Annotated in this window: 24 protein-coding genes and 1 other annotated feature (1 of these 25 only partly in view); of the genes, 23 read left to right on the top strand and 1 reads right to left on the bottom strand. The window is 44.1% G+C overall.

Annotated elements, in window-relative coordinates:
- Positions 1 to 199 (top strand) — a binding site (T-box leader) (it extends 29 nt beyond the left edge of the window).
- Between the two features lie 36 nt (positions 200 to 235).
- From metG to AC4PHB_RS08905, 5 genes are all read left to right on the top strand, one after another.
- Positions 236 to 2,218: a methionine--tRNA ligase gene (gene metG / locus AC4PHB_RS08925; protein ID WP_492136093.1), complete on the top strand. Its 1,983-nt coding sequence runs from the start codon at positions 236 to 238 to the stop codon at positions 2,216 to 2,218.
- A 9-nt stretch (positions 2,219 to 2,227) separates the two neighbouring features.
- Positions 2,228 to 2,998 carry a TatD family hydrolase gene (locus AC4PHB_RS08920; RefSeq protein WP_492136092.1) on the top strand — a complete coding sequence of 257 codons (771 nt, stop codon included), beginning with the start codon at positions 2,228 to 2,230 and terminating at the stop codon, positions 2,996 to 2,998.
- A 17-nt stretch (positions 2,999 to 3,015) separates the two neighbouring features.
- Positions 3,016 to 3,561: a ribonuclease M5 gene (gene rnmV, locus AC4PHB_RS08915; RefSeq protein ID WP_492136091.1), complete on the top strand. Its 546-nt coding sequence runs from the start codon at positions 3,016 to 3,018 to the stop codon at positions 3,559 to 3,561.
- Positions 3,551 to 4,411, top strand: a complete 861-nt coding sequence (gene rsmA, locus AC4PHB_RS08910; RefSeq protein ID WP_492136090.1) for a 16S rRNA (adenine(1518)-N(6)/adenine(1519)-N(6))-dimethyltransferase RsmA — start codon at positions 3,551 to 3,553, stop codon at positions 4,409 to 4,411. Before rnmV ends, rsmA begins: the two co-directional genes overlap by 11 nt.
- A 189-nt stretch (positions 4,412 to 4,600) precedes the next feature.
- Complete coding sequence (locus tag AC4PHB_RS08905; protein ID WP_320404746.1) at positions 4,601 to 4,831, top strand: glutaredoxin family protein; 231 nt, start codon at positions 4,601 to 4,603, stop codon at positions 4,829 to 4,831.
- A gap of 63 nt (positions 4,832 to 4,894) precedes the next feature.
- Here the strand turns inward: AC4PHB_RS08905 and AC4PHB_RS08900 are convergent, their stop codons facing one another.
- Positions 4,895 to 5,080, bottom strand: coding sequence for a DUF1858 domain-containing protein (locus tag AC4PHB_RS08900; RefSeq protein WP_320404745.1), 186 nt, complete (start codon positions 5,078 to 5,080; stop codon positions 4,895 to 4,897).
- A gap of 166 nt (positions 5,081 to 5,246) precedes the next feature.
- On the opposite strand from AC4PHB_RS08900, the gene AC4PHB_RS08895 reads away from it, so the two are divergent.
- From AC4PHB_RS08895 to AC4PHB_RS08810, 18 genes are all read left to right on the top strand, one after another.
- Complete coding sequence (locus tag AC4PHB_RS08895; protein ID WP_492136089.1) at positions 5,247 to 5,594, top strand: phage holin family protein; 348 nt, start codon at positions 5,247 to 5,249, stop codon at positions 5,592 to 5,594.
- A gap of 79 nt (positions 5,595 to 5,673) precedes the next feature.
- Positions 5,674 to 5,976, top strand: a complete 303-nt coding sequence (locus AC4PHB_RS08890; RefSeq protein ID WP_407057845.1) for an iron-sulfur cluster biosynthesis family protein — start codon at positions 5,674 to 5,676, stop codon at positions 5,974 to 5,976.
- A 375-nt stretch (positions 5,977 to 6,351) separates the two neighbouring features.
- Positions 6,352 to 7,689, top strand: coding sequence for a magnesium transporter (mgtE, locus tag AC4PHB_RS08885; RefSeq protein ID WP_492136088.1), 1,338 nt, complete (start codon positions 6,352 to 6,354; stop codon positions 7,687 to 7,689).
- Positions 7,690 to 7,833: 144 nt separating this feature from the next.
- The gene (gene mgtE / locus AC4PHB_RS08880; protein WP_492136087.1) at positions 7,834 to 9,171 is read left to right on the top strand and encodes a magnesium transporter; all 1,338 of its coding nucleotides are present in this window, start codon (positions 7,834 to 7,836) and stop codon (positions 9,169 to 9,171) included.
- A 354-nt stretch (positions 9,172 to 9,525) separates the two neighbouring features.
- Complete coding sequence (locus AC4PHB_RS08875; protein ID WP_492136086.1) at positions 9,526 to 9,738, top strand: Veg family protein; 213 nt, start codon at positions 9,526 to 9,528, stop codon at positions 9,736 to 9,738.
- Between the two features lie 113 nt (positions 9,739 to 9,851).
- Positions 9,852 to 10,694 carry a 4-(cytidine 5'-diphospho)-2-C-methyl-D-erythritol kinase gene (gene ispE, locus AC4PHB_RS08870; protein ID WP_492136085.1) on the top strand — a complete coding sequence of 281 codons (843 nt, stop codon included), beginning with the start codon at positions 9,852 to 9,854 and terminating at the stop codon, positions 10,692 to 10,694.
- Between the two features lie 64 nt (positions 10,695 to 10,758).
- Positions 10,759 to 12,399, top strand: a complete 1,641-nt coding sequence (locus AC4PHB_RS08865; protein ID WP_492136084.1) for a M20/M25/M40 family metallo-hydrolase — start codon at positions 10,759 to 10,761, stop codon at positions 12,397 to 12,399.
- Positions 12,400 to 12,553: 154 nt separating this feature from the next.
- A complete protein-coding gene (locus tag AC4PHB_RS08860; protein WP_492136083.1) occupies positions 12,554 to 13,942 on the top strand; it encodes a sigma-54 interaction domain-containing protein in 1,389 nt (462 codons plus the stop codon).
- 212 nt (positions 13,943 to 14,154) lie between these two features.
- Entirely contained in the window at positions 14,155 to 15,192 is a 1,038-nt protein-coding gene (kdd, locus tag AC4PHB_RS08855; RefSeq protein WP_492136082.1) for an L-erythro-3,5-diaminohexanoate dehydrogenase, read from the top strand.
- Between the two features lie 60 nt (positions 15,193 to 15,252).
- Positions 15,253 to 15,609 carry a four helix bundle protein gene (locus AC4PHB_RS08850; protein WP_492136081.1) on the top strand — a complete coding sequence of 119 codons (357 nt, stop codon included), beginning with the start codon at positions 15,253 to 15,255 and terminating at the stop codon, positions 15,607 to 15,609.
- A gap of 92 nt (positions 15,610 to 15,701) precedes the next feature.
- On the top strand, positions 15,702 to 16,964 hold the full coding sequence (gene kamA, locus AC4PHB_RS08845) for a lysine 2,3-aminomutase (protein WP_492136080.1): 1,263 nt from the start codon (positions 15,702 to 15,704) through the stop codon (positions 16,962 to 16,964).
- A gap of 10 nt (positions 16,965 to 16,974) precedes the next feature.
- A complete protein-coding gene (kamB, locus tag AC4PHB_RS08840) occupies positions 16,975 to 18,006 on the top strand; it encodes a lysine 5,6-aminomutase reactivase subunit KamB (protein ID WP_492136079.1) in 1,032 nt (343 codons plus the stop codon).
- Between the two features lies 1 nt (position 18,007).
- Positions 18,008 to 19,630, top strand: coding sequence for a lysine 5,6-aminomutase reactivase ATPase KamC (kamC, locus tag AC4PHB_RS08835; RefSeq protein WP_492136078.1), 1,623 nt, complete (start codon positions 18,008 to 18,010; stop codon positions 19,628 to 19,630).
- A 244-nt stretch (positions 19,631 to 19,874) separates the two neighbouring features.
- Complete coding sequence (gene kamD, locus AC4PHB_RS08830; RefSeq protein ID WP_492136077.1) at positions 19,875 to 22,319, top strand: lysine 5,6-aminomutase subunit alpha; 2,445 nt, start codon at positions 19,875 to 19,877, stop codon at positions 22,317 to 22,319.
- 1 nt (position 22,320) lies between these two features.
- A complete protein-coding gene (locus tag AC4PHB_RS08825; RefSeq protein WP_492136076.1) occupies positions 22,321 to 23,232 on the top strand; it encodes a branched-chain amino acid transaminase in 912 nt (303 codons plus the stop codon).
- Between the two features lie 366 nt (positions 23,233 to 23,598).
- Entirely contained in the window at positions 23,599 to 24,825 is a 1,227-nt protein-coding gene (locus AC4PHB_RS08820) for a DUF401 family protein (protein ID WP_492136075.1), read from the top strand.
- Between the two features lie 12 nt (positions 24,826 to 24,837).
- On the top strand, positions 24,838 to 25,809 hold the full coding sequence (locus tag AC4PHB_RS08815; RefSeq protein ID WP_492136074.1) for a 2-hydroxyacid dehydrogenase: 972 nt from the start codon (positions 24,838 to 24,840) through the stop codon (positions 25,807 to 25,809).
- A gap of 12 nt (positions 25,810 to 25,821) precedes the next feature.
- Positions 25,822 to 26,817 carry a 2-hydroxyacid dehydrogenase gene (locus tag AC4PHB_RS08810; protein WP_492136073.1) on the top strand — a complete coding sequence of 332 codons (996 nt, stop codon included), beginning with the start codon at positions 25,822 to 25,824 and terminating at the stop codon, positions 26,815 to 26,817.
- Positions 26,818 to 26,841 lie beyond the last annotated feature (24 nt).

Raw genomic sequence — 26,841 nt, 5'->3', positions numbered from 1 at the left:
CACATGCCTTTACAAGAGAGTCCGGGATGGTGAGATCCGGGCAATGGCGATCCTTGAATATGGCCCCTGAATCTCCTTGCTGAAATGTAAGCTTGGACGGTGACATCCGTTATTATGTAAGGTTTAAAACCTGCTGAGATCCATGCCGTGAGGCCTGAGATAATTAGAGTGGTACCGCGAAGTCGCCTTCGTCTCTATGAGACCGGAGGCTTTTTTATTTCCCCAGAAAGAGAGGATGATAGCTTTGAAAAATTTCTATTTAACGACCCCTATCTACTACCCTAGCGACAACCTGCACATAGGTCACACCTACACAACAGTTGCCGCAGACACGATCAAGCGCTACAAGAAGCTCCAGGGCTATGACGTATTCTTTACTACAGGCTCCGACGAGCACGGACAAAAGATCCAGGAAAAGGCAGCTCAAGCGGGTATGAGCCCACAAGCCTACGTAGACAAAATAGTAGCTGACATAAAGGTTCTTTGGAATATGCTTGAGATAGACTATGATTCCTTCATAAGAAGCACAGATCCAAAGCACGAGAAGGCCATAGCCGATATCTTCAAAAAGCTTTATGACAAAGGCGAGATATATAAGGATCAATACGAGGGAGCATACTGCACACCTTGTGAGTCCTTCTGGTCCGATTCACAGCTGATAGACGGCAATAAATGTCCTGACTGCGGCAGAGAGACGCATCTCGCCAAGGAGGAAGCATACTTCTTCAGACTTTCAAAGTATAGAGACAAGCTTCTCCAGCTTTACGAGGACAACCCTGAGTTCATCCAGCCTGAGAGCAGGAAGAACGAAATGATCAATAACTTCCTCAAGGATGGTCTTGATGACCTGAGCGTTTCAAGAAGCAGCTTCGATTGGGGAGTAAAGGTACCCTTCGATGAGAAGCACGTAGTATATGTATGGATAGATGCACTTTCCTGCTATCTTACATCCCTTGGGTACGGAACAGACGACGAGACCAACTTCAATAAATTCTGGCCGGCGGATGTTCACCTCGTAGGTAAGGAGATAGTAAGGTTCCACACAATTATATGGCCTGCTATATTGATGGCTCTTGACCTTCCACTTCCTAAAAAGGTATTCGGCCACGGCTGGATCCTATTCGAGGACGACAAGATGTCAAAATCAAAGGGCAATGTTATATATCCTGAGCCGATAATAGAGCTTTACGGAATAGATGCCTTCAAATACTTCCTGATGAGAGAATTCTCCTTTGGACAGGATGGCTCATTCTCAAGAGAGAAGTTCCTTCAAAGGCTTAACTCTGACCTTGCGAATGATCTGGGGAACCTGGTATCAAGGACAGTTTCGATGGTTGAAAAGTATAACGACGGCATCATGCCTTCACCAAAGGCTGTCGAGGATCTGGACCAAACCCTAATCATCCAAGCGACGGAAACAGCCGGCAAGGTCGAGGAATTGATGGACAAGCTTAATTTCTCCAATGCACTTGAGGAGATCTGGAAGCTTATAAGAAGAACTAATAAATACGTAGATGAAACTATGCCTTGGATACTAGCCAAGGACGGAAACACTGAAAGATTGGATACAGTTCTATACAACCTTTCCGAGAGCTTAAGGATAGTATCGATCCTCATCCAGCCGTTTATGGTAAGGACCTCAGACGAGATAAGAAGACAGCTTGGAATTGAAGGAGCAGTAAACTGGGAGGATGCAAAGACCTGGGGACTTCTAAAGGAAGGTACTAAGCTTGAAAAGGGCGGAATAATCTTCCCAAGGCTTGATATAAAGGTCGAGCTGGAAAGACTAAATGCAGCAAACAATAAATTGATAGAAAAAAGAACTGGTGCTAAGAAAGAGGCTAAGGTTGAAGAGAAAAAGCCCGAGGCTCCAATAGCTGAAGAGGCAGTTGAAGAGATAACCATCGACGACTTTGCCAAGGTCCAGCTTAAGGTCGCCAAGGTAATCGCATGCGAGGATCATCCAAAGGCTGACAAGCTTCTTGTCCTTACCCTGAAGGTAGGAGATGAGACTCGCACTGTAGTATCCGGGATAAAGCAATGGTACAAGGCAGAGGATCTCATAGGCAAGAAGGTAATAGTAGTCGCAAATCTTAAACCGGTAAAGCTTAGGGGAGTTGAGTCGAGAGGGATGATCATGGCTGCTGAGGATCCAGATGGAAATCTCACTCTGCTGTCAACCCTGGAGGATATAGCAGACGGTTCATCCATTTCATAAGGAGGCAATATGTTTATAGATAGTCACGCCCACCTGGACGACCCGAGATTTGACCAGGACAGGGAAAGTATAATTGAAAGCCTTAGAGAAGACGGCATCGATATGGTCATAAATATCGGCGCCGACAAGGAATCCAGCCTTTCGACCCTTGAATTGGCAAAGAAGTACGATCATATTTATGCGGTTGCTGGAGTCCATCCCCATTCTGCCAGTGAGCTTGAGGAAGATGGCCTTGATTGGCTCAGAGAGATTGCGAAAGAAGATAAGATAGTGGCGATCGGGGAGATCGGTCTGGATTTCTATTACGACAATTCGCCAAGGGACATACAGAGAAAATGGTTCAAGGCGCAGATCCAGTTAGCTAAGGAATTGGGCTTGCCTGTTGTCATCCACACAAGAGATGCTGCCAAGGAGACCTATGATATCCTAAAGGAGGCTGCGGCTGACGGGAAACTGAAGGTCCTTATGCATTGCTACTCTGGAAGCGCTGAGATGGCAATGGATTACGCAAAGCTTGGCTTCTATATCGCCTTAGGCGGAGCAGTTACCTTTAAGAATGCAAGGGTGCCTAGAGAGGTAGCCTCCGTGGTGCCTCTTGAAAATCTTATGATAGAAACTGACTGTCCATACATGACTCCGGAGCCCTTCAGGGGCAAAAGGAACGAGCCAAAGCTTGTGAGCCTGGTGGCTGAGAAGATAGCAGAGATCAAGGGCATAACGGTGGATGAGCTTGCAAAGGCAACTGCTGATAATACCAGAAGCTTTTTCAGGCTGCCCTAACAGGAAGGATAGATTTGATGATCAAGGAAGTAATAGTTGTAGAAGGCAGAGACGATATAACTGCAGTTAAAGCCGCTTTTGAGTGCGAAGTCATCGCAACCAACGGTTTTGGCTATGGGAAGTCATTAATAAGGACATTGAAGTCCCTCCAGGAAAGGAGAGGGCTTATTATCCTTACCGATCCGGACTTCGGCGGCGAGAGGATAAGAAAGGACCTTTCAAAGCATATCCCCAACTGCAAGCACGCCTTCCTTCCACAGGGGAAAGCCCTTAAGAAGGGTGACATTGGTGTTGAGAACGCAACACCTGACGATATCCGTGAAGCCATACGGAAAGCAAGGCCGAACAATGTTGAGAAGGTTGATACATTTGACTGGGAGGATATCCTCATGTTCAACCTTGCAGGTGGAAAGGGCTCAAGCAAGAGACGGGAGAAGCTTGGAGAGATACTTGGGATAGGCTACTGCAACGGGAAGCAGATACTAAAAAGGCTCAACCACCTTGGAGTTACCAGAGACGAATTTATTAGGGCAATGGAAAGGATAGATGAGGATGGAGAATAAAAGACTGTATTCCCCAAAACAAGTGAGAGAGGTTCTGGACCGACACGGCTTTACCTTTTCCAAAGGCCTTGGACAAAACTTTCTTATAGATGGCAACATCGTAAGAGGAATTGTAAGAGGTGCCGGTATTACAAAGGACGACTATGTTCTTGAGATAGGACCCGGTATGGGAACTCTCACGGAGGAGCTTGCCCTAAATGCAAAGAAGGTAGTTGCCATAGAGCTTGACAACAGGCTCAAGCCAATACTGGAAGAGACCCTCCATCCCTACGATAACGTCGAGGTGGTTTATGGGGATGTGCTTAAGCTCCCCTTAAAGGAAATAATTGATGAAAAGCTTGGAGGCGGCCCCGTCAAGGTGGTCGCCAACTTGCCCTACTATGTTACTACGCCAATAATTGGAAGACTTATCGAGGAGGAGCTTCCCTTTAAATCTATTAGCGTCATGGTGCAAAAAGAGGTCGCAGACCGTATGGTGGCAAAGCCGGACACAAAGGACTACGGCTCTCTGACTCTGTTTGTAAGCTTTTATACAAAGCCTGAAATTATACTGAAGGTTCCTAAGACGGTATTTATGCCTCAGCCTAAGATAGACAGCTCTGTAATAAGGCTTACCATAAAGGATGAGCTTCCGTATACCAACAGGGAAAGTTATTTTAAACTTGTACGAGCAGCATTTTCAAAAAGGAGAAAGACCCTTATCAACGCTCTTTCAACCTATGGACTTGAGGCAGATAAGGACGAGCTGAGAGCAGCCCTGGTCCGTGCCGGCATAGAAGAGACGGTTCGAGGTGAGGACCTTGCCCTTGAGGACTACATAAGGCTTGCGAGGGAACTGCCGAAGCTTTAGGAGTGAATAACTAATAGTGAATAGTGAATAGTTTTTTATTTATAGTTATTCACTGTTCACTATTCACTATTCACTTTTTTTACTCGTTTGCCATCTCTCTCCCCGGGGTATCATAAGCAGAGAGGTACTTGACACAAATACCCATAGGGGGTATAATGAAGTTGTAGATCATATAAAGGGGGATTAACAATGCACGAGGTAACAGTTTATACAAGCAGCACTTGCCCATATTGCACACTGGCTAAGAACCACCTTACTGAAAAGGGTGTTTCATATGTAGAGAAGAATGTATCGACCGATAAGGAAGCAAGAAAAGAGCTTATGGCTATGGGACATATGGGGGTTCCGGTAATAGTAATCGACGGTCAGGAAGTAGTAGGCTTCGACAAAGAAAAGATAGACAATCTACTAAAATCATAGCAAAAAAAAGAAAAGCTGAAGCGCGATCGCTTCAGCTTTCGTTGTGTCTAAGTAATTCTGTTATTAAGCGTTAAGAGTCTCCATAAGCTTGTTAAGGTCAAGACCGTGAACCATTGCTGCTTCCTCAAGACTCTCCATTTGGCTGGATGGACATCCAACGCAACCCATGCCGAATCTCAATAGAATCTCTATAGCTTCAGGCTTCTTTCTAATAAGCTCACCAATAAGCATATCCTTTTTGATTTCCATGCTAAATCCCTCCTTTTAATTCATAGCATTATAGTAGCATATAAATATTATAATTGCTACATGATTTTTTGCTTTTTTGAAAATACTTTAGTCAATTTTTTAACATAGGCTGGAAATGTTTAGCGGCTATCTAATCAGGATATAGATGAATACAGGAGGTGTGAGAATGAAAAAGAAAGGTTTGTTTTCACTCTTAGTCAAGATACTTGTGTCCGCTGTGGTACTTGGAATTGCAGCATGGCTTACGCCTGGATTCTCAATTTCCGGAGGCTTTGGTACGCTGTTCATTGCAGCTGTTGTCGTAGGTCTTCTAAGCTGGGGAGCCGTTGAATTCATTGGAGTAAAGGCATCTCCCTTTGGAGCCGGAGCTTCAGGCTTCCTTCTTACGGCAGTGATCCTATACCTTACCAGGTACATCGTAGATGGGTTTTCTATATCCATAATTGGTGCATTGTTAGGAGCGCTGGTGCTTGGGATAGTTGATCTGGTGATCCCGGGAAGCAGATTTAAATAACCTATTGACTAAGGGCAATGTATATTGTAGAATAATATAAGATACCGTACAGGGGTATATTTATCAGAGGAGGAATAGAATGAAAATCGATATAACCAATACTGCCAAAGAAGAACTTGTAAAGGTTCTGGCAAATAAAAAGAATGAAAACAAGCTATTGAGGATATATATCGCAGGCTATGGTTGAGGCGGCCCATCCTTTGGGTTGGCTCTGGATGAGCTAAAAGATGATGATATCCAAGTAGAGGAAGGCGAATTCAAGTTCGTTCTTGAGGACCTTCTAACTGAAAACTTCGGAAGCTTTACAGTCGACTTCAGCGACAACTGGCTTAGAAGAGGATTTTCAGTATATCCAGATGGAGTAGCTGCGTCAAGCTGCTAATAATGACCATGAGGACAGGCAAACTATGCCTGTCCTTTTTTTCAGCCACGAGAGACGGTTCTTTTTGCTTTTCAACCCCTAGCCCCTCACCCCTGGTAATTTTTTCTTTAACTAACAACTACCTACTACCTACTACCCTCTAAAATATTTTTGCTATTCACTGTTCACTATTCACTATTAACTATTCACTGTACTAACTCTTGCCAACTATTCCCTCTGTGCTATAATAAAAACAGGTTAAGTTCAAACTATGAAAAGAAGTGATGACTGTGGAATCGAGCCCTTTACCGGCGAGTTATAAAATAAAATACGGAGCCATGGTCAACACTCTGACCTTAGGCTCCCCCCAAAACTAAATATGGGAGGAGGGATAGAATGGATGAACAAAACATTCTTGAACTTATCGAAGACAAAAAATACCTCCAGTTGAAGAGGACACTGGAGGAAATGAACGAGGTCGACATAGCTGAGATACTGGATGACCTCGATCTTCACACCGCTCTCCTTATCTTTCGCATGCTTCCAAAAGACCTTGCAGTTGATGTTTTTGCGTATTTTTCCTTTGAGAAGCAGAGGGATATCATAAGCTCGATTACTGACAAGGAGCTCAACTATATTATTGAGGAGCTCTTCTTTGACGACATGATAGATATGCTGGAGGAAATGCCTGCTAATATCGTCAATAAGATCTTGTCACGAGCCACAAAGGAAGAGCGGGAACTTATAAACCAATTCCTTAAGTATCCCCCTGATTCAGCCGGAAGCATAATGACAATCGAATATGTCGAGCTTAAGAAGACCATGACGGTCGGAGAAGCTCTGGCACATATAAAGGAGACCGGCCTTATGAAGGAGACGGTCTATACTTGTTATGTCATTGACAGGAACAGAAAGCTTGAAGGGATAGTCTCCTTAAGAAACCTTGTCACTTCCGATGAAAGGATCCTTATTGAGGACCTGATGGAGGATGAAATCATTTATATTGAGACTCACGACGACCAGGAGGAAGCAGCGAATATTTTCATAAAATACGACTTGCTTGCTTTGCCGGTAGTTGATAGAGAAGGACGGCTTACGGGGATAATCACCGTAGACGACATCATGGATGTAATGAAGACAGAAGCAACAGAGGACTTCCAAAGGATGGCTGCAATTGCGCCCTCGGAAACTCCCTACCTGGAAACCAGGGTCGTAGAGCTTGCCAAACACAGGATAATATGGCTGCTTATACTGATGGTGTCGGCAACTATTTCAGGTGCGATCATAACAAACTATGAGAAAGTGTTAAGTTCTGTGGTCATACTAACATCTTTCCTGCCGATGCTGATGGATACCAGTGGAAATGCAGGAAGCCAATCTTCAACGCTTATAGTGCGTGGGCTTGCAACGGGTGAGATCGAGCTTAAGGACGCTCCAAAGATCCTATGGAAGGAATTCAGGATTGCCCTTACGGTTGGAATAACACTTGCGGTGTTTAATTTTGCAAGGCTTTTGTTTATAGAAAAAACCAGTTTTGCCGTATCTGCCTTAGTATCTGTTACACTAATTTTTGTAGTAGTCATAGCAAAGGTAATTGGAGGGATACTTCCAATAGCAGCTAAAAAGGTAAAGCTGGACCCGGCGATAATGGCGGGACCATTGATCACTACGATAGCAGATGCATTGAGCCTTATTGTATATTTTTCGTTAGCATCAGCAATATTCAAAATCTAAGAAGAAAACAAAAATCAAAGTATAAAAGAGGTGATGATTGTGGACTCAAGTCCGTTGCCTGCGAGTAATAAAACAAAAATTGGAGCCATGATCATCGCAGGGATCAGAAGCTCCTTCTAAAATATAACCAGAAGGAGGAATAGAATGGATGAACTAAACATTCTTGAACTTATTGAAGAAAAGAAATACCTCCAACTGAAAAGAATCCTGGAGGAGATGAACGAGGTCGACATAGCTGAGATACTTGACGATCTCGACCTTCACACCGCACTTCTAATATTCCGAATGCTGCCAAAGGACCTTGCAGTTGAGGTTTTCGCTCACTTTTCCATCGAGCAGCAAAGGGATCTGGTAAATGCCATGACCGACAAGGAGCTCAACTTCATACTGGACGAGCTGTTCTTCGACGACATGATCGACCTTTTAGAGGAGATGCCGGCAAACATAGTAAATAAGATCCTTATGCAATCCAGCAGCGAGGAGAGGAAGCTGATAAATCAATTCCTCAAGTACCCTCCTGATTCCGCCGGAAGCATAATGACAATAGAATACGTCGAGCTACGAAAAACCATGACTGTCAGGGAAGCGATGGCTCACATCAAGGAGACCGGCCTTACTAAGGAGACGGTCTATACGTGTTATGTGACGGACAAAAACAGAAAGCTTGAAGGGATAGTATCCCTAAGACTTCTTGTGGTATCCGACGAAAATACACTAATCGAGGATCTGATGGAAGATGAGGTCATCTTCGTGGAGACCCATGACGACCAGGAGACAGTTGCAGCAGTGTTTGTGAGGTACGGCTTCCTTGCAGTTCCTGTTGTTGATAAGGAACACAGGCTCACTGGCATTATCACCGTCGACGATATAATGGACGTCATGGAGCAGGAAGCAACAGAGGACTTCCAAAGAATGGCAGCGATGGCGCCGTCTGAGGAGCCTTACTTGACATCAAGTGTATTTGAGTTATCCAAGAAAAGAGTAGTCTGGCTATTGGCCCTTATGGTCACTGCGACTATTTCCGGCAGGATCATTGCAAGCTACGAGAAACTTTTAAGCTCAGCAGTCATACTTGCTGCATTTATGCCGATGCTTATGAATACCGGCGGAAGCTCCGGGTCCCAGGCTTCGACCCTTGTCATTCGTGGTCTGGCAACTGGAGAAATCGAGATGTCAGATGCATTAAGGGTAGTATGGAAGGAATTCCGCGTCAGTATACTGGTTGGATTAGTTTTAGCTATAGTAAACTTCGGGCGGCTTATGCTGTTCACAGAGGCTGATTTCAGAATATCGCTGACAGTATCACTGACTCTCGTAGTCACAGTCGTAATTGCCAAAATGGTAGGAAGTATCGCTCCGATCGCTGCCAAGAAATTGAAAATGGACCCTGCCATAATGGCAGCTCCCCTTATTACAACGGTCGTTGACGCAGTTGCACTGATGGTGTATTTTGGGATCGCTTCCATGCTTTTGAGCCTGTAGTTAAGCGATATGCGTTATGCGATAAGCGTTAGTAGTTGGTAGAAGGTTGAAAGTAGAAAGCTATTAACTCTTGGCTCTTAGCTCTAAACTTTATTTTTGGATTTATCCAAAAATAATCTATTAATTTTTCTTAAAATAAAATATTTGATGAGTAATTGACAATACAAGGGTATAATAGTATAATAATTCGTTTGCTTGACAAGACCCTGTTTTTGTGCTACAATCATACCATGATGAGTGTCCCTAACACACTCCTTCTGTCCCCAGAGTTTGGGAGAAAAAAATGGAAGGTGGTTCTCGGCAAGTATGAATAGTGTTGCTCAGATCAGGAAAGACTTAGAGGGATGCATAGGCATGAAAGTAATTCTTAGAGCCAACAGAGGTAGAAAGAAGACAACAGTGAAAGAGGGAGTACTTGAATCTGCTTATCCCAACCTTTTTGTAGTAAGGATTTGTAATCAGTACGACAGCACAAGGATGGTTTCCTACACCTACTCTGATGTACTTACATCTACCGTCGAGGTTACAATCTGCGACGAGACCGACAGACTAATCAAGATATCATAACTTTAACCTGCCCGATGGGCAGGTTTTGTTATGTAAAAATATATGGACAGAACACTAATTATGGTATAATTAGCCTTGTTGAATATAACAAGGCTTTATTAGGAGAGATTTATTTGAAAACAGAAATTTCAGCGTATGGAAAGGTAAACCTTGCCCTGGATGTGCTATACAAAAGAGAAGACGGATACCACGAAATAAAGACCATAATGCAGCAGATCGATCTGTCCGATAAGCTTATGATAAGCGAGAGAAGGGGAGGGGTATCTATAAGCTGTGACAATCGCTTAGTGCCTCTTGACAGAACTAACCTTGCATACAGGGCTTGGGAGGAGATATCAAAGCTTACTGGTACAAAGACAGGTCTGGAGATAAGGATAGAAAAGAGGATACCTGTTGCAGCTGGACTTGCAGGCGGCAGCACAAACGGCGCAGCTTTAATTAAGGCGCTCAATGAAATGTGGGACTTAGGCCTGACCGTACAGGAAATGATGGATATAGGTCTAAAGATAGGAGCTGATCTTCCGTTTTGCATAATGGGAGGCACTGCACTGGCTGAAGGAATCGGTGAAAGATTGACGCCCCTAAAGCCATTGGTGGGTGTGCCCATGCTTGTTGCAAACCCCGGGATCCAGATTTCTACACCCTATGCCTACAGCAGACTGAAGCTGACGGATAAAAGGATCGATATTGATATGATCACGACGTGCATTGAGAAGGGAGAGCTTAAATGTATCGCCAATAGCCTTTCCAATGTGATGGAGGATGTCATAATCACTGAAAATCCCGTCATAGGCCAGATCAAGGACTTTATGATATCCAATGGAGCGCTTGGAGCCCTTATGAGCGGCAGCGGGGCCAGTGTGTTCGGGATATTCGAAGACCACGAAAAGCTCCATTTTATCTACAAGAAAATGAAGGACCAGGTGCCCTTTGTATTCGAAACACGCACAATATAGGGATTGTCAATAATTAGTCAATATGATATATTGGGAAACATAAAACACTAAGGAGGAGAGAGGTATGGACATGGCAGCAAAAATCAAGGATCTGGCCGTCGAGCTTACCAGCATATTAAGCGTGGTTGGAACAACAGATGAAAACAATGTGTCAGACTTCGTATTCGAGAAATTCATGGAAATGGATTATTTCAAGAATAATCCCGAAAACGTAAAGTTCGTAAACACAATCGACGATCCCGTAGGAAGAAAGTCAGTCTTAGCAACGATCGAAGGCAAAAAGGGCAATGATAAGAAGACGCTTGTATTCATCGGCCACACCGATACAGTAGGAATTAGCGACTACGGCGACATGAAGGAGTATGCTACAAAGCCTCTTGAATTAAACGACATGCTGAGAAAGGTAACGCTTTCAGACGAAGCCAAAGTCGATCTTGAATCCGGAAACTACCTTTTCGGAAGAGGAATCTTCGACATGAAATTCGGTGTAGCAGCGCTTATGGTAATGATGGAGGAATTCTCAAAGAATGTAGACGAGCTTGAAGGGAACCTGATCTTCGCAGCAGTATGCGACGAGGAAGGCAACTCAGCAGGAATGCTTTCAGTGGTTCCTGAGCTGGTGAAGCTTAGAGAAGAAAAAGGCTATGACTACCTGGCAGTAGTAGACACAGACTACTCAGCACCAAAATACGTAGGAGACGAAACAAGATACATCTACGTAGGAACAGTAGGCAAGCTAATGCCAAGCTTTTATATAACAGGTAAAGAGACCCACGTAGGCGAGCCATACAAAGGACTTGACCCAAACCAGATAGCATCAGAGATAACAAGAGAGTTCAATCTCAATATGGAATACTGCGACATAGCTGACGGAGAAGTAGCACTTCCTCCAATAACCCTAAGACAACAAGACCTTAAGACAGAATACTCAGTACAGATCGCAAGAAACTCCCTGGTATACTTCAACTATGCGACCCACAACTCCACACCAGACCAGGTAATGGAAAAGATGATAAAGGGAGCAACAAAAGCGTTCCAGATAACAATAGACGACCTTAACGCACAATATAAAGCGTACACAGAAGCAAGCAGCTACCCATTCGAGCCACTTCCATGGAAGGCAAGAGTAATGTCCTACAACGAGCTCCTTGAAAAAGTAAAAGCAGAAAGAGGAGCAGAGGTAGATGAAAGAATTGAAGCTCTTTCAAAAGAGCTATTAAAAGACCCAACAGTAGACGACAGGATATTCGCAATGAAGACAGTAGAAATGGTACACAACATGTGGTCAGACAAAGACCCTGTAATAATAAGCTACTTCTCACCTCCATACTATCCACACATCTACGTAAAGGGAGAAAGCGAAAGAGAGAAAAAGCTAGTAGCAGCAGTAGATAAGGCAATAGCAAACGCAGGAGACGAATTCCATATAGTAAACAAGAAATTCTATCCATACATCTCAGACCTAAGCTATGCAGCAGCACCAAGAGAAGAAAAGGCAGTAGAATCCCTTAAAGAGAACATGCCGGGCTTTGGAGTCAAATACAGCCTGCCTCTTAAGGAAATGCAGGAATTGAATCTACCTGTAGTAAACATAGGGCCATTCGGCAAGGATGCCCACAAGTTCACAGAGAGAGTTGAGATGGGCTACTCCTTCGGAGTACTTCCACAAATACTCCTTGATACAGTATCGGAATTGATGAAGTAATATTTTGGCTGCGGGAAACCGCAGCCTTTTCCATATTGAAATATAGACGGGGCTGGGATATAATAGGTCCATAAAGGCGGAGATGGTTCCGCCGAATTTTAAGCATCAAGTGCCGAAAATCAAGCGCTCGTAGTTTTATGAACTGGAGGTCATTATGAAGGAACTTTTTTTTAAGGAAAACATGACTGAGATCCTGGATTATCTGGATGAGGGGATACATATAATCGATGCTGCGGGAAAGATAGTTTATTACAACAACTTTGCGAAAAGGATCGACGGAGTAGACCCGGCAAAGGCTGTAGGACAGCACCTTCTTGAGATATACCCATCCTTGGACGAGGAGACAAGCACCATGCTTACCGCCATAAGGACCGGTGTTCCCATACTTAAAAAGGAGCAAACCTTCCTTAACTACAAAGGAGAGAAGATAACCACCATAAATTCATCGATACCTATAAAAAGCAGAGGAAAGACCCTGGGGGCCATTGAGATATCTAAGGATATCACACAGGTAAGGGAGCTTTCTGAAAAGATCGTGGACCTCCAAAATCAGCTGTATTCCGGGAACAAGAAGTCTGACCAGGCACGGGAATCGGCCACATTCACATTCTACGACATAATCGGGGAAAGTGAGGAGATAAGGAGACTGAAGGCTCTTGCAAAGAGGGCTGCCGAGGGAGATGTTCCTGTACTTGTGTCGGGGGATACCGGTACAGGCAAGGAGCTTTTCGTCCATTCGATCCACAATGGCAGTAAAAGGAGACACAACCCCTTTATAACTCAAAACTGTGCAGCACTGCCGTCAAACCTTTTGGAAGGAATACTATTCGGTACCACTAAGGGCGGCTTTACAGGCGCTGAGGACAGGCCGGGGCTATTCGAGCTGGCAGACGGAGGGACCCTGTTCCTAGATGAGATAAACTCAATGCCGCTAGAGCTTCAGTCAAAGCTTCTCAGAGTGCTGCAGGACGGGAACGTAAGGCGCGTAGGAGGCACAAAGATTAAGAACGTTGATGTAAGGGTAATAGCTGCGACAAATGTTTCTCCAGAGGAGGCTATTGAGAAAAAGCAGCTTAGAAAAGACCTTTACTATCGTCTTAATGTTATAAGCTTTGAGATCCCTCCATTAAAGGATAGGAAGGACGATATCGAGGTCCTTGCAAACCACTTCATTGAGAAATTCAACATGAAGATGGGAAAGAGAACAAAAGGGATATCGAGAAGAGCCCTCAATCAATTCCTGGACTACCCATGGGAGGGGAACGTACGTGAGCTGGAGCACCTTATTGAGGGGATAATGAGCATCTACGATGTGGACGTTATAGATATTGAGCACCTGCCGCCAAAAGTTCGTAAGACTAAGGGCAAGAAGGAAAAGCGGAGGATAAACCTTGCTTTGAATCAGGTTTTGGAGGAAACTGAGAAATCACTGGTTCAGGAGGCAATGAGGCAGACTGAAGGAAACATCACTCATGCTGCAGATCTTCTCCAGATCCCAAGGCAAACCCTTCAATACAAGCTGCAGAAATACGGCATACAATAGCCTGAGATTTGTACATCTCAGGCTTTTTATTATATCAAACGCCGAATAATCGGCGGCGGAATACCTTTTCCCTGACGACGGGATCAAGGAATGGCCTTATAAGCCATTTTTTTAACAATCTTTTCCTTGGCATGATACTTGCATAATATATTATGTGCAAAGCAATTAAGCATCCAGCAAGGAAAAGCTTTTAAACCAAGAGGAGGAATATTATGAGAAAAGGAAATCCATACGGAACACACAGGGTAATCGAACCAAAGGGAGTACTGCCACAACCAGCACTTAAGATCGACAACGACATGGAGATCTACGACAATGAAATACTTATCGACGTTAAGACGCTTAACGTAGACTCAGCAAGCTTCACTCAAATCAAGGAGCAGGCAGGAGGAGACATAGAAGAGATCAAGAAAATAATGACAGGTATCGTTGCTGAAAGAGGAAAGCACCAAAACCCTGTAACAGGATCAGGCGGAATGCTTATTGGTATCGTAGAAAAGATCGGCCCTGCACTGGAAGGCAAAACTGACCTTAAGGTAGGCGACAAAATAGCTACTCTTGTATCACTTTCCCTTACGCCGCTTAGGATAGACGAGTTCCTTGAAGTCAGAAAGGATATCGACCAAGTGGACATCAAGGGCAAGGCAATACTATTTGAATCAGGGATATATGCAGTACTTCCTGACGATATGCCTGAGACGCTTGCACTTTCAGTTCTAGACGTAGCAGGAGCTCCGGCACAGACAGCAAAGCTTGTTAAGCCTGGCGATACTGTAGTAGTTCTTGGCGGTACAGGTAAATCAGGAATGCTTTGTCTATACGAAGCAAAGAAAAGAGCAGGAGTAACAGGTAAGGTAATATGCATCGGAAGCAGGGAGAAGACCATCGAAAGAGCGAAGGCAGCAAACCTTGCAGACGAATATATAGTAGCTGACGCGACAAATGCGATCGAGGTAATGGAGAAGGTAGCAGCTGTAACCAACGGACAAATGGCCGACATCGTAATAAACACAGTAAACATTCCAAACACAGAGATGAGCTCCATCCTTATGACAAAGGACGGCGGAACTGTATACTTCTTCTCAATGGCTACAAGCTTCACTAAGGCAGCTCTTGGAGCAGAGGGAGTAGGCAAGGACGTCAACATGATCGTAGGAAACGGATACACCAAGGGCCACGCAGCGATCACTCTTCAGCTTATGAGAGAATCAGAAACCTTGAGAAAGATTTTTACAGAATTATACGCTTAAATCAATTGACAGTTGACAATGGACAATTGACAATTATTACTTTCATCAGGGAGTGGTTCAATGTCGGAGAATATCATAAAAGAAAAATCTTTTAGATTTGCTATAGATACAATAAATATCTATAAGCATTTGGTTTGGAAGAATGAGTATATTCTTTCAAAACAATTATTGAGAGCAGGAACTAGTGTCGGAGCTAATATTCGTGAAGCGATGGATGGCCAAAGTAAAAAGGACTTTCTATCAAAAATGAATATTGCTCTAAAAGAAATAAAAGAAGTTGAATATTGGTTGGAATTGTTGATAGAAACAGATTATCTAAGTGAAAATGAACATAGTTGGTATCTTGATAATTGCAAGGAAATCTGCAGGATACTGAATGCGATCGTGAAATCAACTAAAAGATCGCTCGGTATTTAGTCTTTTAATTGTCAACTGTCAATTGTCAATTGTCAATTATGAGACTTCACTTTCAACTAGCAACTAACAGAAAAATGAACGGAGGAATAATAATGCGAAATTACAAAGATATCCCTTTGTGGAGCGACGTAGCCCAAGAGGACTGGAATGACTGGAAATGGCAGGTAAGAAATAGGATCACAGACGTTGAGACGCTTAAGAAAGTAATCAACCTTCAACCTGGCGAAGAAGAAGCAATAAACGAGGTACTTAAGAAGTTCAGAGTTGGTATAACTCCATACTATGCATCACTTATGGACGTGGACGATCCAAAGTGTCCAGTAAGAATGCAGGCTGTTCCAACTATCATGGAAACACACATAAGCTCATCTGACATGGAAGACCCATTACATGAAGATGCAGACTCACCGGTTGACGGACTTACTCACAGATATCCTGACAGAGTTCTTTTCCTTATCACTGACCAGTGCTCAATGTACTGCAGGCATTGTACAAGAAGAAGATTTGCAGGACAGCATGACATGGGTGCTCCAATAGAGAGGATCGACAAGTGCATCGAGTACATCAGAAATACTCCACAGGTAAGAGACGTCCTTCTTTCAGGCGGAGACTGTCTGCTTGTAAGCGACGACAGACTTGAGTACATCATAAAGAAATTGAGAGAGATCCCACACGTTGAGATCATTAGACTTGGATCAAGAACTCCGGTAGTTATGCCACAAAGAATAACTGACGACTTGGTAAATATGCTAAAGAAATACCATCCGATTTGGCTGAACACTCACTTCAACCATCCTAAGGAGATAACTGCAGAGTCAGTCGAAGCATGCAGAAAGCTTGCAGATGCAGGTATTCCACTTGGAAACCAGTCAGTACTTCTTAAAGGCGTAAACGACTGCCCACATATCATGAAACAACTGGTACACGGCCTTGTTAAGATCAGAGTAAGACCTTACTACATCTATCAATGCGACCTTTCAATGGGTATCGAGCACTTCAGAACTAAGGTATCAAAGGGAATCGAGATCATCGAGGCACTAAGAGGCCACACTTCAGGCTATGCAGTTCCTACATTCGTAGTTGACGCACCTGGAGGAGGAGGAAAGACTCCGGTTATGCCTCAGTACATCATTTCTCAGTCGCCTAATAAGATAGTTCTGAGAAACTATGAAGGTATAATCACTACCTACACTGAGCCAAACGCTCTTGAAGAAGAATGCCAGTGCGATGTTTGCCAAGGCAAGAAGAAGTCAACATCATCAGGAGTTGCAGCTCTTATGGAGGGTCCTGAAATAAAGAACCTTGAGCCAAGCTACCTTGAAAGACACGAAAGAAGCAAGAATTACAATAAATAGGGGAGACGACATGTCTTTACTACACCTTATCGGGGATGAGCACAAAATAATATCGATCGTTGGCATGAGGAAAAACTCCGGTAAGACCGTGACCCTTAACCAGCTTATATCAGAGGCCATGGAGGAGGGCATCCAAATAGGGATGACCTCCATCGGCCGTGACGGCGAATCCCTGGACCTTGTAACAGATACTGAAAAGCCAAGAATTTTTGCTGAGGAGAACACTATAGTTGCAACCACAACAGGCCTTCTGCCCTTAGGGGATGCCGGAATGGAGATACTGAAGGTAACAGACTTCAGAACGCCATTAGGTGACGTGATCATAGGGAGGGTCAAGTCACCGGGCTATATCCAGCTGGCAGGACCGCAAAGCCTTAGGGACATTAGGCAGGTGTGCGACGAGATGCTCGGTCTTGGTGCAAAGTTCGTGGTGATAGACGGAGCCCTTGACAGAAAATCATCTGCAGCACCCACTATTTCAGATGCGACAATACTTTCAACAGGAGCTGCCATATCCAGAGACATAAACAGGGTCATAGAGGAAACGCTTCACACAGTTAGCCTTCTTTCTCTTCCGCAGGTGGAAGAGGAGGACTGCTGCCTGCTGGAGGAACTTTTAGAAGCCAACAGGCCTGCAGTAGTAACAAGCTACGGCGAGGTTAGGGATATAAACCTTGAGACGGCACTTGGAGCAGGACACACCCTTGCCGAAAGCCTTGACGATGAGGCAAGATACCTTCTTATCCCAGGCTCTTTGGTGAGAGGTACATTGGATGACCTCACACGATCCACAAGAGCCTACAAGGATGTTGATATAGTCGTTGCAGACGGTACAAAGATATTCATACCCCCAAGGGAATATTTGAGATTCCAAAGGATCGGGGTAAGGATCAGGGTGCTTCATCCGATCAAGCTTATCGGTATCACCATAAATCCGTATTCGCCACAAGGATATTACTTCGAGCCCTATGAATTCTTAAAAAAGATGAGGGGCTACATCAAGGATATTCCGGTTTTAGACCTTATGCTGGGAGGTGAATAGTATGTTTATGGACCAGACGACAAGAGAGGCTCTGGATTTTCAATACATAATGAACAAGCTGGAGGTGCTTACCCCCTACGGCGTAATGTTCAAATCCAGGATGAAGCCCTACACCAGAGGCCAGGAGAAGCTTCTTGAGAATCAACTGAACATACTTGAAAGCCACATCCCATTCATAAGGGATAACCAACTAAGGCGAAAGTTCAACAACATACTTGGGCATATGAAGGACCTTAGGCTCTCCACCAAAAGAGCGATGGACGGCTTTATACTTACAGACGTCGAGCTGTTTGAAATAAAAAGCTTTCTTTTCCTTACAAGAGAGCTGGTAGAGCTTATGGAGGAAAACCGGATGCCCCAGTTTCCGGAGACCAGGATAGACCTTCTGCCAAGGCTGGAGAATCTTCTTGACCCGGAGGACACAAAGATATCCACCTTTTATATATACGATGCCTACTCAGAGGAATTGAGAGCCCTGAGAGAGCAGAAAAGGGATAAGGACAGGGAATTAAAGCTTATGAAGAAAAGGCTCAGGGAACAGGTTGGGGAGGACCTGAACCTTGACCTGAGACCAGACGGCTCGGTGGTCATAACGAAGGACAGGACCGAACTTCTGGAAACACTTAAAAGCTATCCCTACCTGACCTATGTATCAGAGACCTACCTGAATATTAGGTTTGTCATAAAGCCTACCGAGGAGATGACTCTTGCTGAAAGGGAGCTCCTTATCCTCAGGGATAGGGAGGAAAGAGAGGAAATGAAGATCAGAGAGAGTCTCTCCCATGAGGTTGGCAAGAGAAGAAGAGAGCTTTTCAGAAACATGTTGGCAATAGGAAAGCTCGATCTAATACTTGCAAAGGCAAGGCTTGCTGTGGATATGGATGCAGTTAAGCCAACAATAATCGACGATTTCAGGATAACCATAGAGAATGGTATCCACCCAAAGATAGCTGAGCTGTTGAAGTCTAAAAAACTCTCTTTTACTCCGGTGTCAGTCGACTTAAGAGAGGGGGTCGCCTGTATCACCGGGGCAAATATGGGAGGAAAGACAATAAGCCTTAAGATGACAGGGCTGCTTTGCGCCATGGCACACCATGGAATGTATGTGCCTGCAGAGAGTATGGAGCTTGGGCTTTCAAACTACATCAAATCCTCCATTGGGGATATGCAGTCTACAGACAGCGGGCTTTCAACCTTTGGCGGAGAGGTAAGGGTAGTGAGCGAAGCCATGGAAAGAGCCGACGAGGAAGGGCTTATCCTGATAGATGAGCTTGCAAGAGGCACCAACCCGGAGGAGGGCTATGCAATCTCAAAAGCCATAGTCAAATACCTAAAGGACAAACCAGCCATATCCCTTATAACCACCCACTACGACAACGTGGCGGATATGGAGGGAGTACAGCACCTTCAGGTAATCGGGCTTTCAGAGCTTAACCTTGATGACCTGACAGAAGAAATAAAGTACGGCGACGGCATGACCATTATTAACAAATACATGAACTACCGCTTAAGAGTCGTCGACAAATCCACCCCCATTCCAAAGGACGCAATAAACATCGCAAGGATAATGGGACTTAAGAAAGAAATAATAGACTTAGCCGAAAAAATAATTAGTGAACAGTGAACAGTGAATGGTGAACAGTGAATAGTGAATAGTGAACAATGAACAGTGAATAACGAAAAGATGTAGGAAAGAAAGATATTGTAGGGGTGACCTCTGGTCGCCAGGCGTCATTCTGAGCGACAGCGAAGAATCTTGCTACCAAATATAACTATTCACTATTAGTTCTTACTTATTCACTGGTTTCTTCCACTATTCACTATTACTTCTTAACTATTCACTGAATTTAACGAAGGGAGTTGATAATTTGTCTAAACTGAAGCTTGACCAAAGTAAAATCGATGCATCAAGAAGCTCAGCACGAAACATTGCTGAGGATATTCAAAAATTCATCGACGAGCATACAACAGTTGCAACAGAAAGAACAGTCGTAAGACTTCTCGGTGTAGACGGAGTCGATGAGATAGGCAAACCACTTCCAAATGTTGTTGTAGACAACATTAAGGAGGGTGGCGGACTTGAAAGAGGAGCAGCATGGTGGATTGGAAACGCAATGCTGAACCTTGAAGCAACGCCACAGGAGATCGCTGAAAAAATTGCAGCAGGAGAGGTTGACATAACAAGACTTCCTGCTAAGGACGAAGCATCAATAAAGGCAGCGATAAACGATATCGCAGTTAAGACAGTAGAAAGAATAAAGGGCAACAGGCAAAAGAGAGAAAATTACCTTAACACCATAGGTGAAGGCAAGAGACCTTATCTTTACGTAATCGTTGCTACGGGAAATATCTATGAGGACATCATCCAGGCAAAAGCTGCTGCAAAACAGGGCGCTGATATAATCGCAGTAATAAGGACGACAGGGCAGTCGCTTCTTGACTACGTTCCATACGGTCCGACAACAGAGGGCTTTGGTGGCACCTATGCAACCCAGGAGAACTTCAAGCTTATGAGAGCAGCACTTGATGAGGTAGGCGAAGAGGTAGGCCGTTACATCAGACTTACAAACTACTGTTCAGGTCTTTGCATGCCTGAGATCGCAGCAATGGGAGCTATTGAAAGACTAGACATGATGCTAAACGATGCTCTTTATGGAATACTTTTCAGAGACATCAACATGCAAAGAACTCTTGTAGACCAATTCTTCTCAAGAGTCATCAACGGATTTGCTGGGATAATAATAAACACAGGCGAGGACAACTACCTTACAACTGACGATGCAGTTGAGGCAGCACATACTGTACTTGCATCCCAGTTTATAAACGAGCAGTTCGCACTAAAGGCTGGACTTCCAGAGGAGCAAATGGGACTTGGACATGCCTTTGAAATGGAGCCAGGCATTGAGGACGGCTTCCTTCTTGAGCTTTCACAGGCACAGATGGCAAGGGAGATATTCCCCAAGGCACCACTTAAGTACATGCCTCCAACAAAGTTTATGACAGGAAATATCTTTAAGGGCCACGTACAAAACGCTATGTTCAACATGGTATCCATAATGACAAACCAGGGCATCCAGCTTCTTGGAATGCTTACAGAGGCGATCCATACACCTCACCTTCACGACAGATACCTTTCAATAGAAAACGCCAAGTACATCTTCAATAATGCAAGACACATCAGCGACGATATCGAGTGGAGAGAACCCAGCAAAGAGGGAGACCTTTCAGAGCTTGCAAGGATGATCGATGCTTCTGAAAGACCGATAATATACAGCGGTGGAGGGGTAATATCCTCCGGTGCATCGGAAGAGCTGTTGAGACTTTCTGAAAAAGGCGACATTCCTATTGCAAACAGCCTGATGGGCCTTGGCGGCTTTCCAAGAGATCACAGACTTTCACTGGGACTTGTGGGAATGCATGGATTTAAGGAGACAAATCTTGCAATGTGTCATGCAGATCTCATAATCGCAGTTGGAGCCAGGTTCAGCGACAGAGTAATTGGTAAGGCGGAGGCTTTTGGTCCTAAGGCGAAGGTCATACAACTGGATATAGACGGAGCAGAGATCGGCAAGAACAAAGCAGTGAATGGTTATGCCGTTGGAGATCTTAAGGAGATTTTGTCTGTTATCTCAGATAGTGTACAAAAAAAGGACCGTTCTCTTTGGTATAGTGATATACTAAAGTTAAAGGATGAGAAAGTTCCCTTTGACGGTGCATGGAGTGCAGTAAGTGCTCTTAGGCATGCTAACGAACACTTTAAAGATGCCATAGTTGTAACTGATGTTGGGCAGCACCAGATGTGGACAGCCCAGCACTGGAGCTTTCAAAGGCCGAGGACTTGGCTTTCATCAGGAGGTCTTGGAACGATGGGTTACGGGCTTGGAGCTGCAATAGGTGCCCAGGCTGCAAATCCTGACAAGGAAGTTGTACTGGTAACAGGCGACGGGAGCTTCAGGATGAATTGCAATGAGCTCGGGACTGTGTCCAAGTATAATCTTCCGGTAACGATACTCTTGTTCAACAACAACACTCTTGGTATGGTCAGACAATGGCAGGGAATGTTTTGCAATGACAATTTTTCAGAAACTGACCTGGGAGATGAAGTAGATTTTATGGCTTTAGGACAAGCCTATGGCATCCAGGGAAGGAGAGCAGTTGATCACGAGGAGCTTGAGAGAGCCCTACAATGGGCTAAGCAAGAGAGGAGACCTGTGATAATAGAATGCAAATTCTCCATGGACCAGTGGGTTTATCCTATCGTTCCAGCAGGTAAAGCAATAAATGAAATGATATATGAGGAAGGGAGATCGTAATATGACAAGCTGGGTATTTTATCAGGGCAATATAGTTCCTGAGGAAGAGGTTAGCATAAGCATAAGGTGTAAAGCCTTCAACTACGGTCTTGGATGCTTTGAGGGCATAAGAGCTTATTGGGACGAGGAAGGACAACAGCTGTATGGATTCAGACTCAAGGAACACTATGAGAGACTTCTGGAATCCTGCAAGGCACTTTACATGGATATCCCTTATACAGTCCAGGAGCTGTGTGATTTCACAGTGGAGCTTCTCAGGAAGAATAATTTTAAGACTACGACATACATAAGGCCAGTGGTTTACAAGGGTTCAAATAATCTTACACCTACTCTTAAGGATGACGACAACAGACTTGTCATTTACTGTCAGCCGTTGGGTAGCTATTCAGGAAAAACAGAGCTTCGAGTCGCAGTATCCAGCTGGAGAAGGATCACAGACAATATGATCCCTCCAAGAACCAAGGCGACAGGTGGTTATCTAAACTCAGCCCTGGCATCCGTCGAGGTCCTGCAAAATGGATTCGATGAGGCTATATTCCTGACTCAGGACGGAAAGGTGTGCGAGGGCCCTGGTGAGAATATTTTCCTTGTCAAGAAAGGCAAGCTTATAACTCCACCGCTTTCAGATGATATCCTGGAGGGGATAACAAGAGATACAGTAATGACTCTTGCCCGTGAGGAGCTGGGTATGGAGGTAGTCGAGAGAAGCGTATCAAGAACTGAGCTCTACAATGCTCAGGAGGTATTTTTCAGCGGAACGGCAATGGAGGTAACTTCAGTTATCGAAGTGGACAGAAGAAAGGTAGGTACAGGCAAAGAAGGAGAAGTCTGCAAGAAGCTCCGTGATATGTTCTTTGGTGTGGCTACCGGAAAAAATGAGAAATACAAAGGATATGGAACGGCGGTTTATTAGAGGCAGTGAACAGTGAATAGTGAATAGTGAATAGTGAATAGTGAAACAAGAATAGGGGTAAGCTAGAAGTGGAAAAAGCTTTAAACTTTAAGCTTTATGCTGTAAGCGTTAGGCGATAAGCAATAGTATAGGCAGACGACCCTGTCTGCCCGAGAAGCTAAGATTCTTCGCTAAAGCTCAGAATGACAACATTTCTGTCATCCTGAACGTAGTGAAGGATCTTTTCTTAGTTCTTAGCTTAGTTCATTAATTGTCAATTGTACATTGCTTTCCCTTTTTCCAACTTATCGAATACTTTCAATGTATAAATAATAATATTTATGGTATCATTAGGTATACGAAATAAATGCAAAAGGAGCAGAATAAATGAATCAGCTATTGATTACACTGGCAGCATTTGCACTCATCCCAATTTTGATCAAGAAAAGAATGAAGCTAAGCAACACAATATTTGTAGTAACCATAATAATATCCGTACTCTCAGGGATAGGTATTGATGGATTGGCCAAGACTGTGTTTAAAATATTCACTAATCCAAACTCTCTGGATACCATAATCACAGTAGCAATGGTCGGCATGCTAGGAAGCCTGATGAAGCATTTTGGAATACTTGACGGGATAGTAAATACCATGCTCAAGGTGATATCCAATAAGAAGATCGTTATGATGCTTATACCATCGATGATAGGCGTCCTGGTAGTACCAGGTGGAGCTGTCCTCTCTGCTCCATTTATTAACAGCCTAGGAGAGGAAATGAATATCGAGCCCCCCAAAAGAGCTGCCATAAATCTGATCTTCAGACATATCTCCATGTTTCTTCTGCCGTTCTCGACAGTCCTTTTATTTGTAAAGGCCTCTATTCCGGAGATAAACATCTACAAGGTCATAGCCTTCAGTCTGCCTTTTTTAGCAGGAGTTATGACGATTGCATACTATCTTTATCTGAGAGGCTCGGGAAATGGCAAGGAGATCAAAGGTAGTGACCGGGGCAGGAACATCGTCAAGCTTTTGATTTTAACTATTCCAATCTACATTTCAGTAGTCATTAATGTCATAACCGGGCTGCCGTTCTTTATTTCCATGCTGGGAAGCATTATTGCAGTATACTTTTTAGGAAACAAGAAGGATTTCGTGAGAACAGTTGTAAAGTCGTTCAATCTTCACACTGTACTTATGGTTTTATCCATATTGATACTAAAGGACGTTATTCTTCAGTTGGGTGATATGCTTTCTTTGGTTGAAGGTGCGCTATCAGGAATAGGAAGCGGGATAGGTGTAATGTTTGTGTTCACCATTGTATCCATCTTTTTTGGATATATAACTGGATATCCGACATCAGCTCTTGCTATTACTCTGCCGCTTCTGAGCATGATGGAAATGAGCATGAATTCTATACACATATATGTATACTTTTTATTGACTGCATCCTTTGCAGGCTACTTTTATTCACCACTGCATCTTTGCCAGGTTTTGACTCTTGGAGAAATGAAGGTCGGTACACTTGAGCTATATAAGGAGTACAAGGTTTTTGCTGCATTACAGCTGGCTGTTATATATGGATCTACACTTGTGATGATGGCAATTTTTGCGTAGGAGGTGTTATCTGTGTTAAAACCAAAGATATTTATTGCAAACCCTGTTCCTGAGGATGTCGAGGCTTTTCTAATGGAAAACTGCGAATGCGTGAAATGGGATTTCAGATACCCGAAGACTCTGGAAGGTATACTTGAGAACGTCAAGAACGTAGAGGGAGTGATCCAGGTCGGTATGAAGATCGACGACAGGATCCTCGACAATGCTCCAAAGCTTAAGGTAGTCAGCAACATTTCAGTCGGCTACAATAACTATGATATGGATGCAATGAGGAAAAGAGGGATCATTGGCACCAATACCCCTGGAGTTCTTGATAACACAGTTGCAGATCTGATACTAGGATTGATGCTGAACTCAGCAAGGAGGATCCCAGAGCTCGATAGATTCACGAAGTCGGGAGCATGGGTAAAGGCAGACAACTCCAACTTCTTTGGAAAGGATATCCACGGAAGCTCCCTTGGAATAATTGGGATGGGAAGGATAGGAGAGAAGGTAGCCAGAAGAGCTAAGCTGGGATTTGGAATGGAAGTAAGCTACTTCAACAGGAGCAGAAAGCTTGAGGCTGAAGAGGAGCTTGGTATAGTCCATAAACCCATGGAGGAGCTATTGAAGTCATCTGATTTTATCCTCCTTATGACTCCGTTGACTCCTGAAACGATGCATATGATCGGAGAAAAAGAGCTCAGGCTTATGAAACGATCAGCATTTTTGATAAATGCATCAAGAGGCCAGGTAGTTGATGAAAAAGCCCTTATCATGGCTCTTAAGGAGAATTGGATAGCAGGCGCAGGCCTCGATGTATTTGAAAAGGAACCGATCGAATCTGATAATCCGCTGCTAGGACTTCAAAATGCAGTAACAGTTCCCCATATAGGCTCTGCAACCACAAAGACAAGAGATGAGATGGCCTGGGCAGCTGCAAGGGCATTGGTGGATGAACTATATGGCAGAAATTCAGGCATGAGAGTGCCTGAACTGTTGTAGGAGGTGCAGACTATGAGAAAACCAAAGGCTGTTATAGCATATCCGGTACCGGAAGAGATAGTCGAGTTTGTCAGTGAGCATTGTGACTGCAAGGTGCTCGATTTTTCAAAGCCTGTTAACCTTGAGACTATAAAGGATGATATTCAAGATGTAGAGGGAATGGTCATCCTAGGTCTTAAGGTGGACGACCAGCTAATGGACCATGCTCCAAAGCTTAAAGTAGCAAGCAATATAACGGTTGGATACAATAACTGCGACATAGAGGCCATGAAGAGGAGAGAAGTGATCTGTACGCACTCGCCAGGAGTTCTTGACGAAACAGTTGCTGACTTTGTTATGGGATTATTAGTCTCTGCAGCGAGGAGACTACCTGAGCTTGATACCTTCACAAAAGAAGGAAGGTGGACGAAGGGAGATATGTCCGAGCTTTTCGGTAGAGACGTTCACCACAGCACACTGGGGATAATCGGAATGGGTAGGATCGGTGAAGCTGTAGCAAGAAGAGCCAGGCTGGGCTTTGAAATGGATGTGATCTACTACAACAGAAGCAGGAAGGAAGCAGTGGAGGAAAAGCTTGGGATAACATATAAGCCCATGGACGAGCTTTTAACACAGGCAGACTTTCTAGTTACACTTACACCTCTTACTCCTGAGACGACTCATTTGATCGGAGAAAGAGAGTTGGGACTTATGAAAGAAGGCTCATATATAATCAACGCGTCAAGGGGACCTGTAATTGATGAAGAGGCACTTATCAAAGCTCTTAAATCAGGGAAGCTGGCAGGTGCAGGTCTAGATGTGTTTGAGAAGGAGCCACTGCCAAAGGAAAGCCCTCTGCTTTCCATGAAGAATATAGTGATTACGCCGCATATTGCTGCAGGAACTCATCAGACGATGGCAAACCTTGCCTGGTCTGCCGCCAGATCTATGGTTGAGGTCCTCCAGACAGGGAAGAGCAAGAACATAGTACCGGAAATGAGAGAGTCAGTGAATTTAAAACAAAAATAACACCCCGAGAGGTGTTATTTTTTA

It is taken from the genome of Gudongella sp. QWL-04 (genome assembly GCF_058683975.1).
Note: the sequence above shows the minus strand (reverse complement) of the source record. Positions and strands in the feature narration are given on the sequence as shown.

Bases quoted from the DNA above. Each gene is read 5' to 3' on its own strand.
- AC4PHB_RS08900 (WP_320404745.1), bottom strand. From the start codon at position 5,080: ATGGAAATCAAAAAGGATATGCTTATTGGTGAGCTTATTAGAAAGAAG.
- AC4PHB_RS08810 (WP_492136073.1), top strand. From the start codon at position 25,822: ATGAGAAAACCAAAGGCTGTTATAGCATATCCGGTACCGGAAGAGATA.
- mgtE (WP_492136087.1), top strand. From the start codon at position 7,834: ATGGATGAACTAAACATTCTTGAACTTATTGAAGAAAAGAAATACCTC.
- AC4PHB_RS08905 (WP_320404746.1), top strand. From the start codon at position 4,601: ATGCACGAGGTAACAGTTTATACAAGCAGCACTTGCCCATATTGCACA.
- kamA (WP_492136080.1), top strand. From the start codon at position 15,702: ATGCGAAATTACAAAGATATCCCTTTGTGGAGCGACGTAGCCCAAGAG.
- kdd (WP_492136082.1), top strand. From the start codon at position 14,155: ATGAGAAAAGGAAATCCATACGGAACACACAGGGTAATCGAACCAAAG.
- AC4PHB_RS08920 (WP_492136092.1), top strand. From the start codon at position 2,228: ATGTTTATAGATAGTCACGCCCACCTGGACGACCCGAGATTTGACCAG.
- AC4PHB_RS08875 (WP_492136086.1), top strand. From the start codon at position 9,526: ATGAAAGTAATTCTTAGAGCCAACAGAGGTAGAAAGAAGACAACAGTG.
- metG (WP_492136093.1), top strand. From the start codon at position 236: ATGATAGCTTTGAAAAATTTCTATTTAACGACCCCTATCTACTACCCT.
- AC4PHB_RS08825 (WP_492136076.1), top strand. From the start codon at position 22,321: ATGACAAGCTGGGTATTTTATCAGGGCAATATAGTTCCTGAGGAAGAG.
- AC4PHB_RS08895 (WP_492136089.1), top strand. From the start codon at position 5,247: ATGAAAAAGAAAGGTTTGTTTTCACTCTTAGTCAAGATACTTGTGTCC.
- AC4PHB_RS08865 (WP_492136084.1), top strand. From the start codon at position 10,759: ATGGACATGGCAGCAAAAATCAAGGATCTGGCCGTCGAGCTTACCAGC.
- AC4PHB_RS08860 (WP_492136083.1), top strand. From the start codon at position 12,554: ATGAAGGAACTTTTTTTTAAGGAAAACATGACTGAGATCCTGGATTAT.
- kamC (WP_492136078.1), top strand. From the start codon at position 18,008: ATGTTTATGGACCAGACGACAAGAGAGGCTCTGGATTTTCAATACATA.
- AC4PHB_RS08820 (WP_492136075.1), top strand. From the start codon at position 23,599: ATGAATCAGCTATTGATTACACTGGCAGCATTTGCACTCATCCCAATT.
- mgtE (WP_492136088.1), top strand. From the start codon at position 6,352: ATGGATGAACAAAACATTCTTGAACTTATCGAAGACAAAAAATACCTC.
- AC4PHB_RS08850 (WP_492136081.1), top strand. From the start codon at position 15,253: ATGTCGGAGAATATCATAAAAGAAAAATCTTTTAGATTTGCTATAGAT.
- rsmA (WP_492136090.1), top strand. From the start codon at position 3,551: ATGGAGAATAAAAGACTGTATTCCCCAAAACAAGTGAGAGAGGTTCTG.
- rnmV (WP_492136091.1), top strand. From the start codon at position 3,016: ATGATCAAGGAAGTAATAGTTGTAGAAGGCAGAGACGATATAACTGCA.
- kamB (WP_492136079.1), top strand. From the start codon at position 16,975: ATGTCTTTACTACACCTTATCGGGGATGAGCACAAAATAATATCGATC.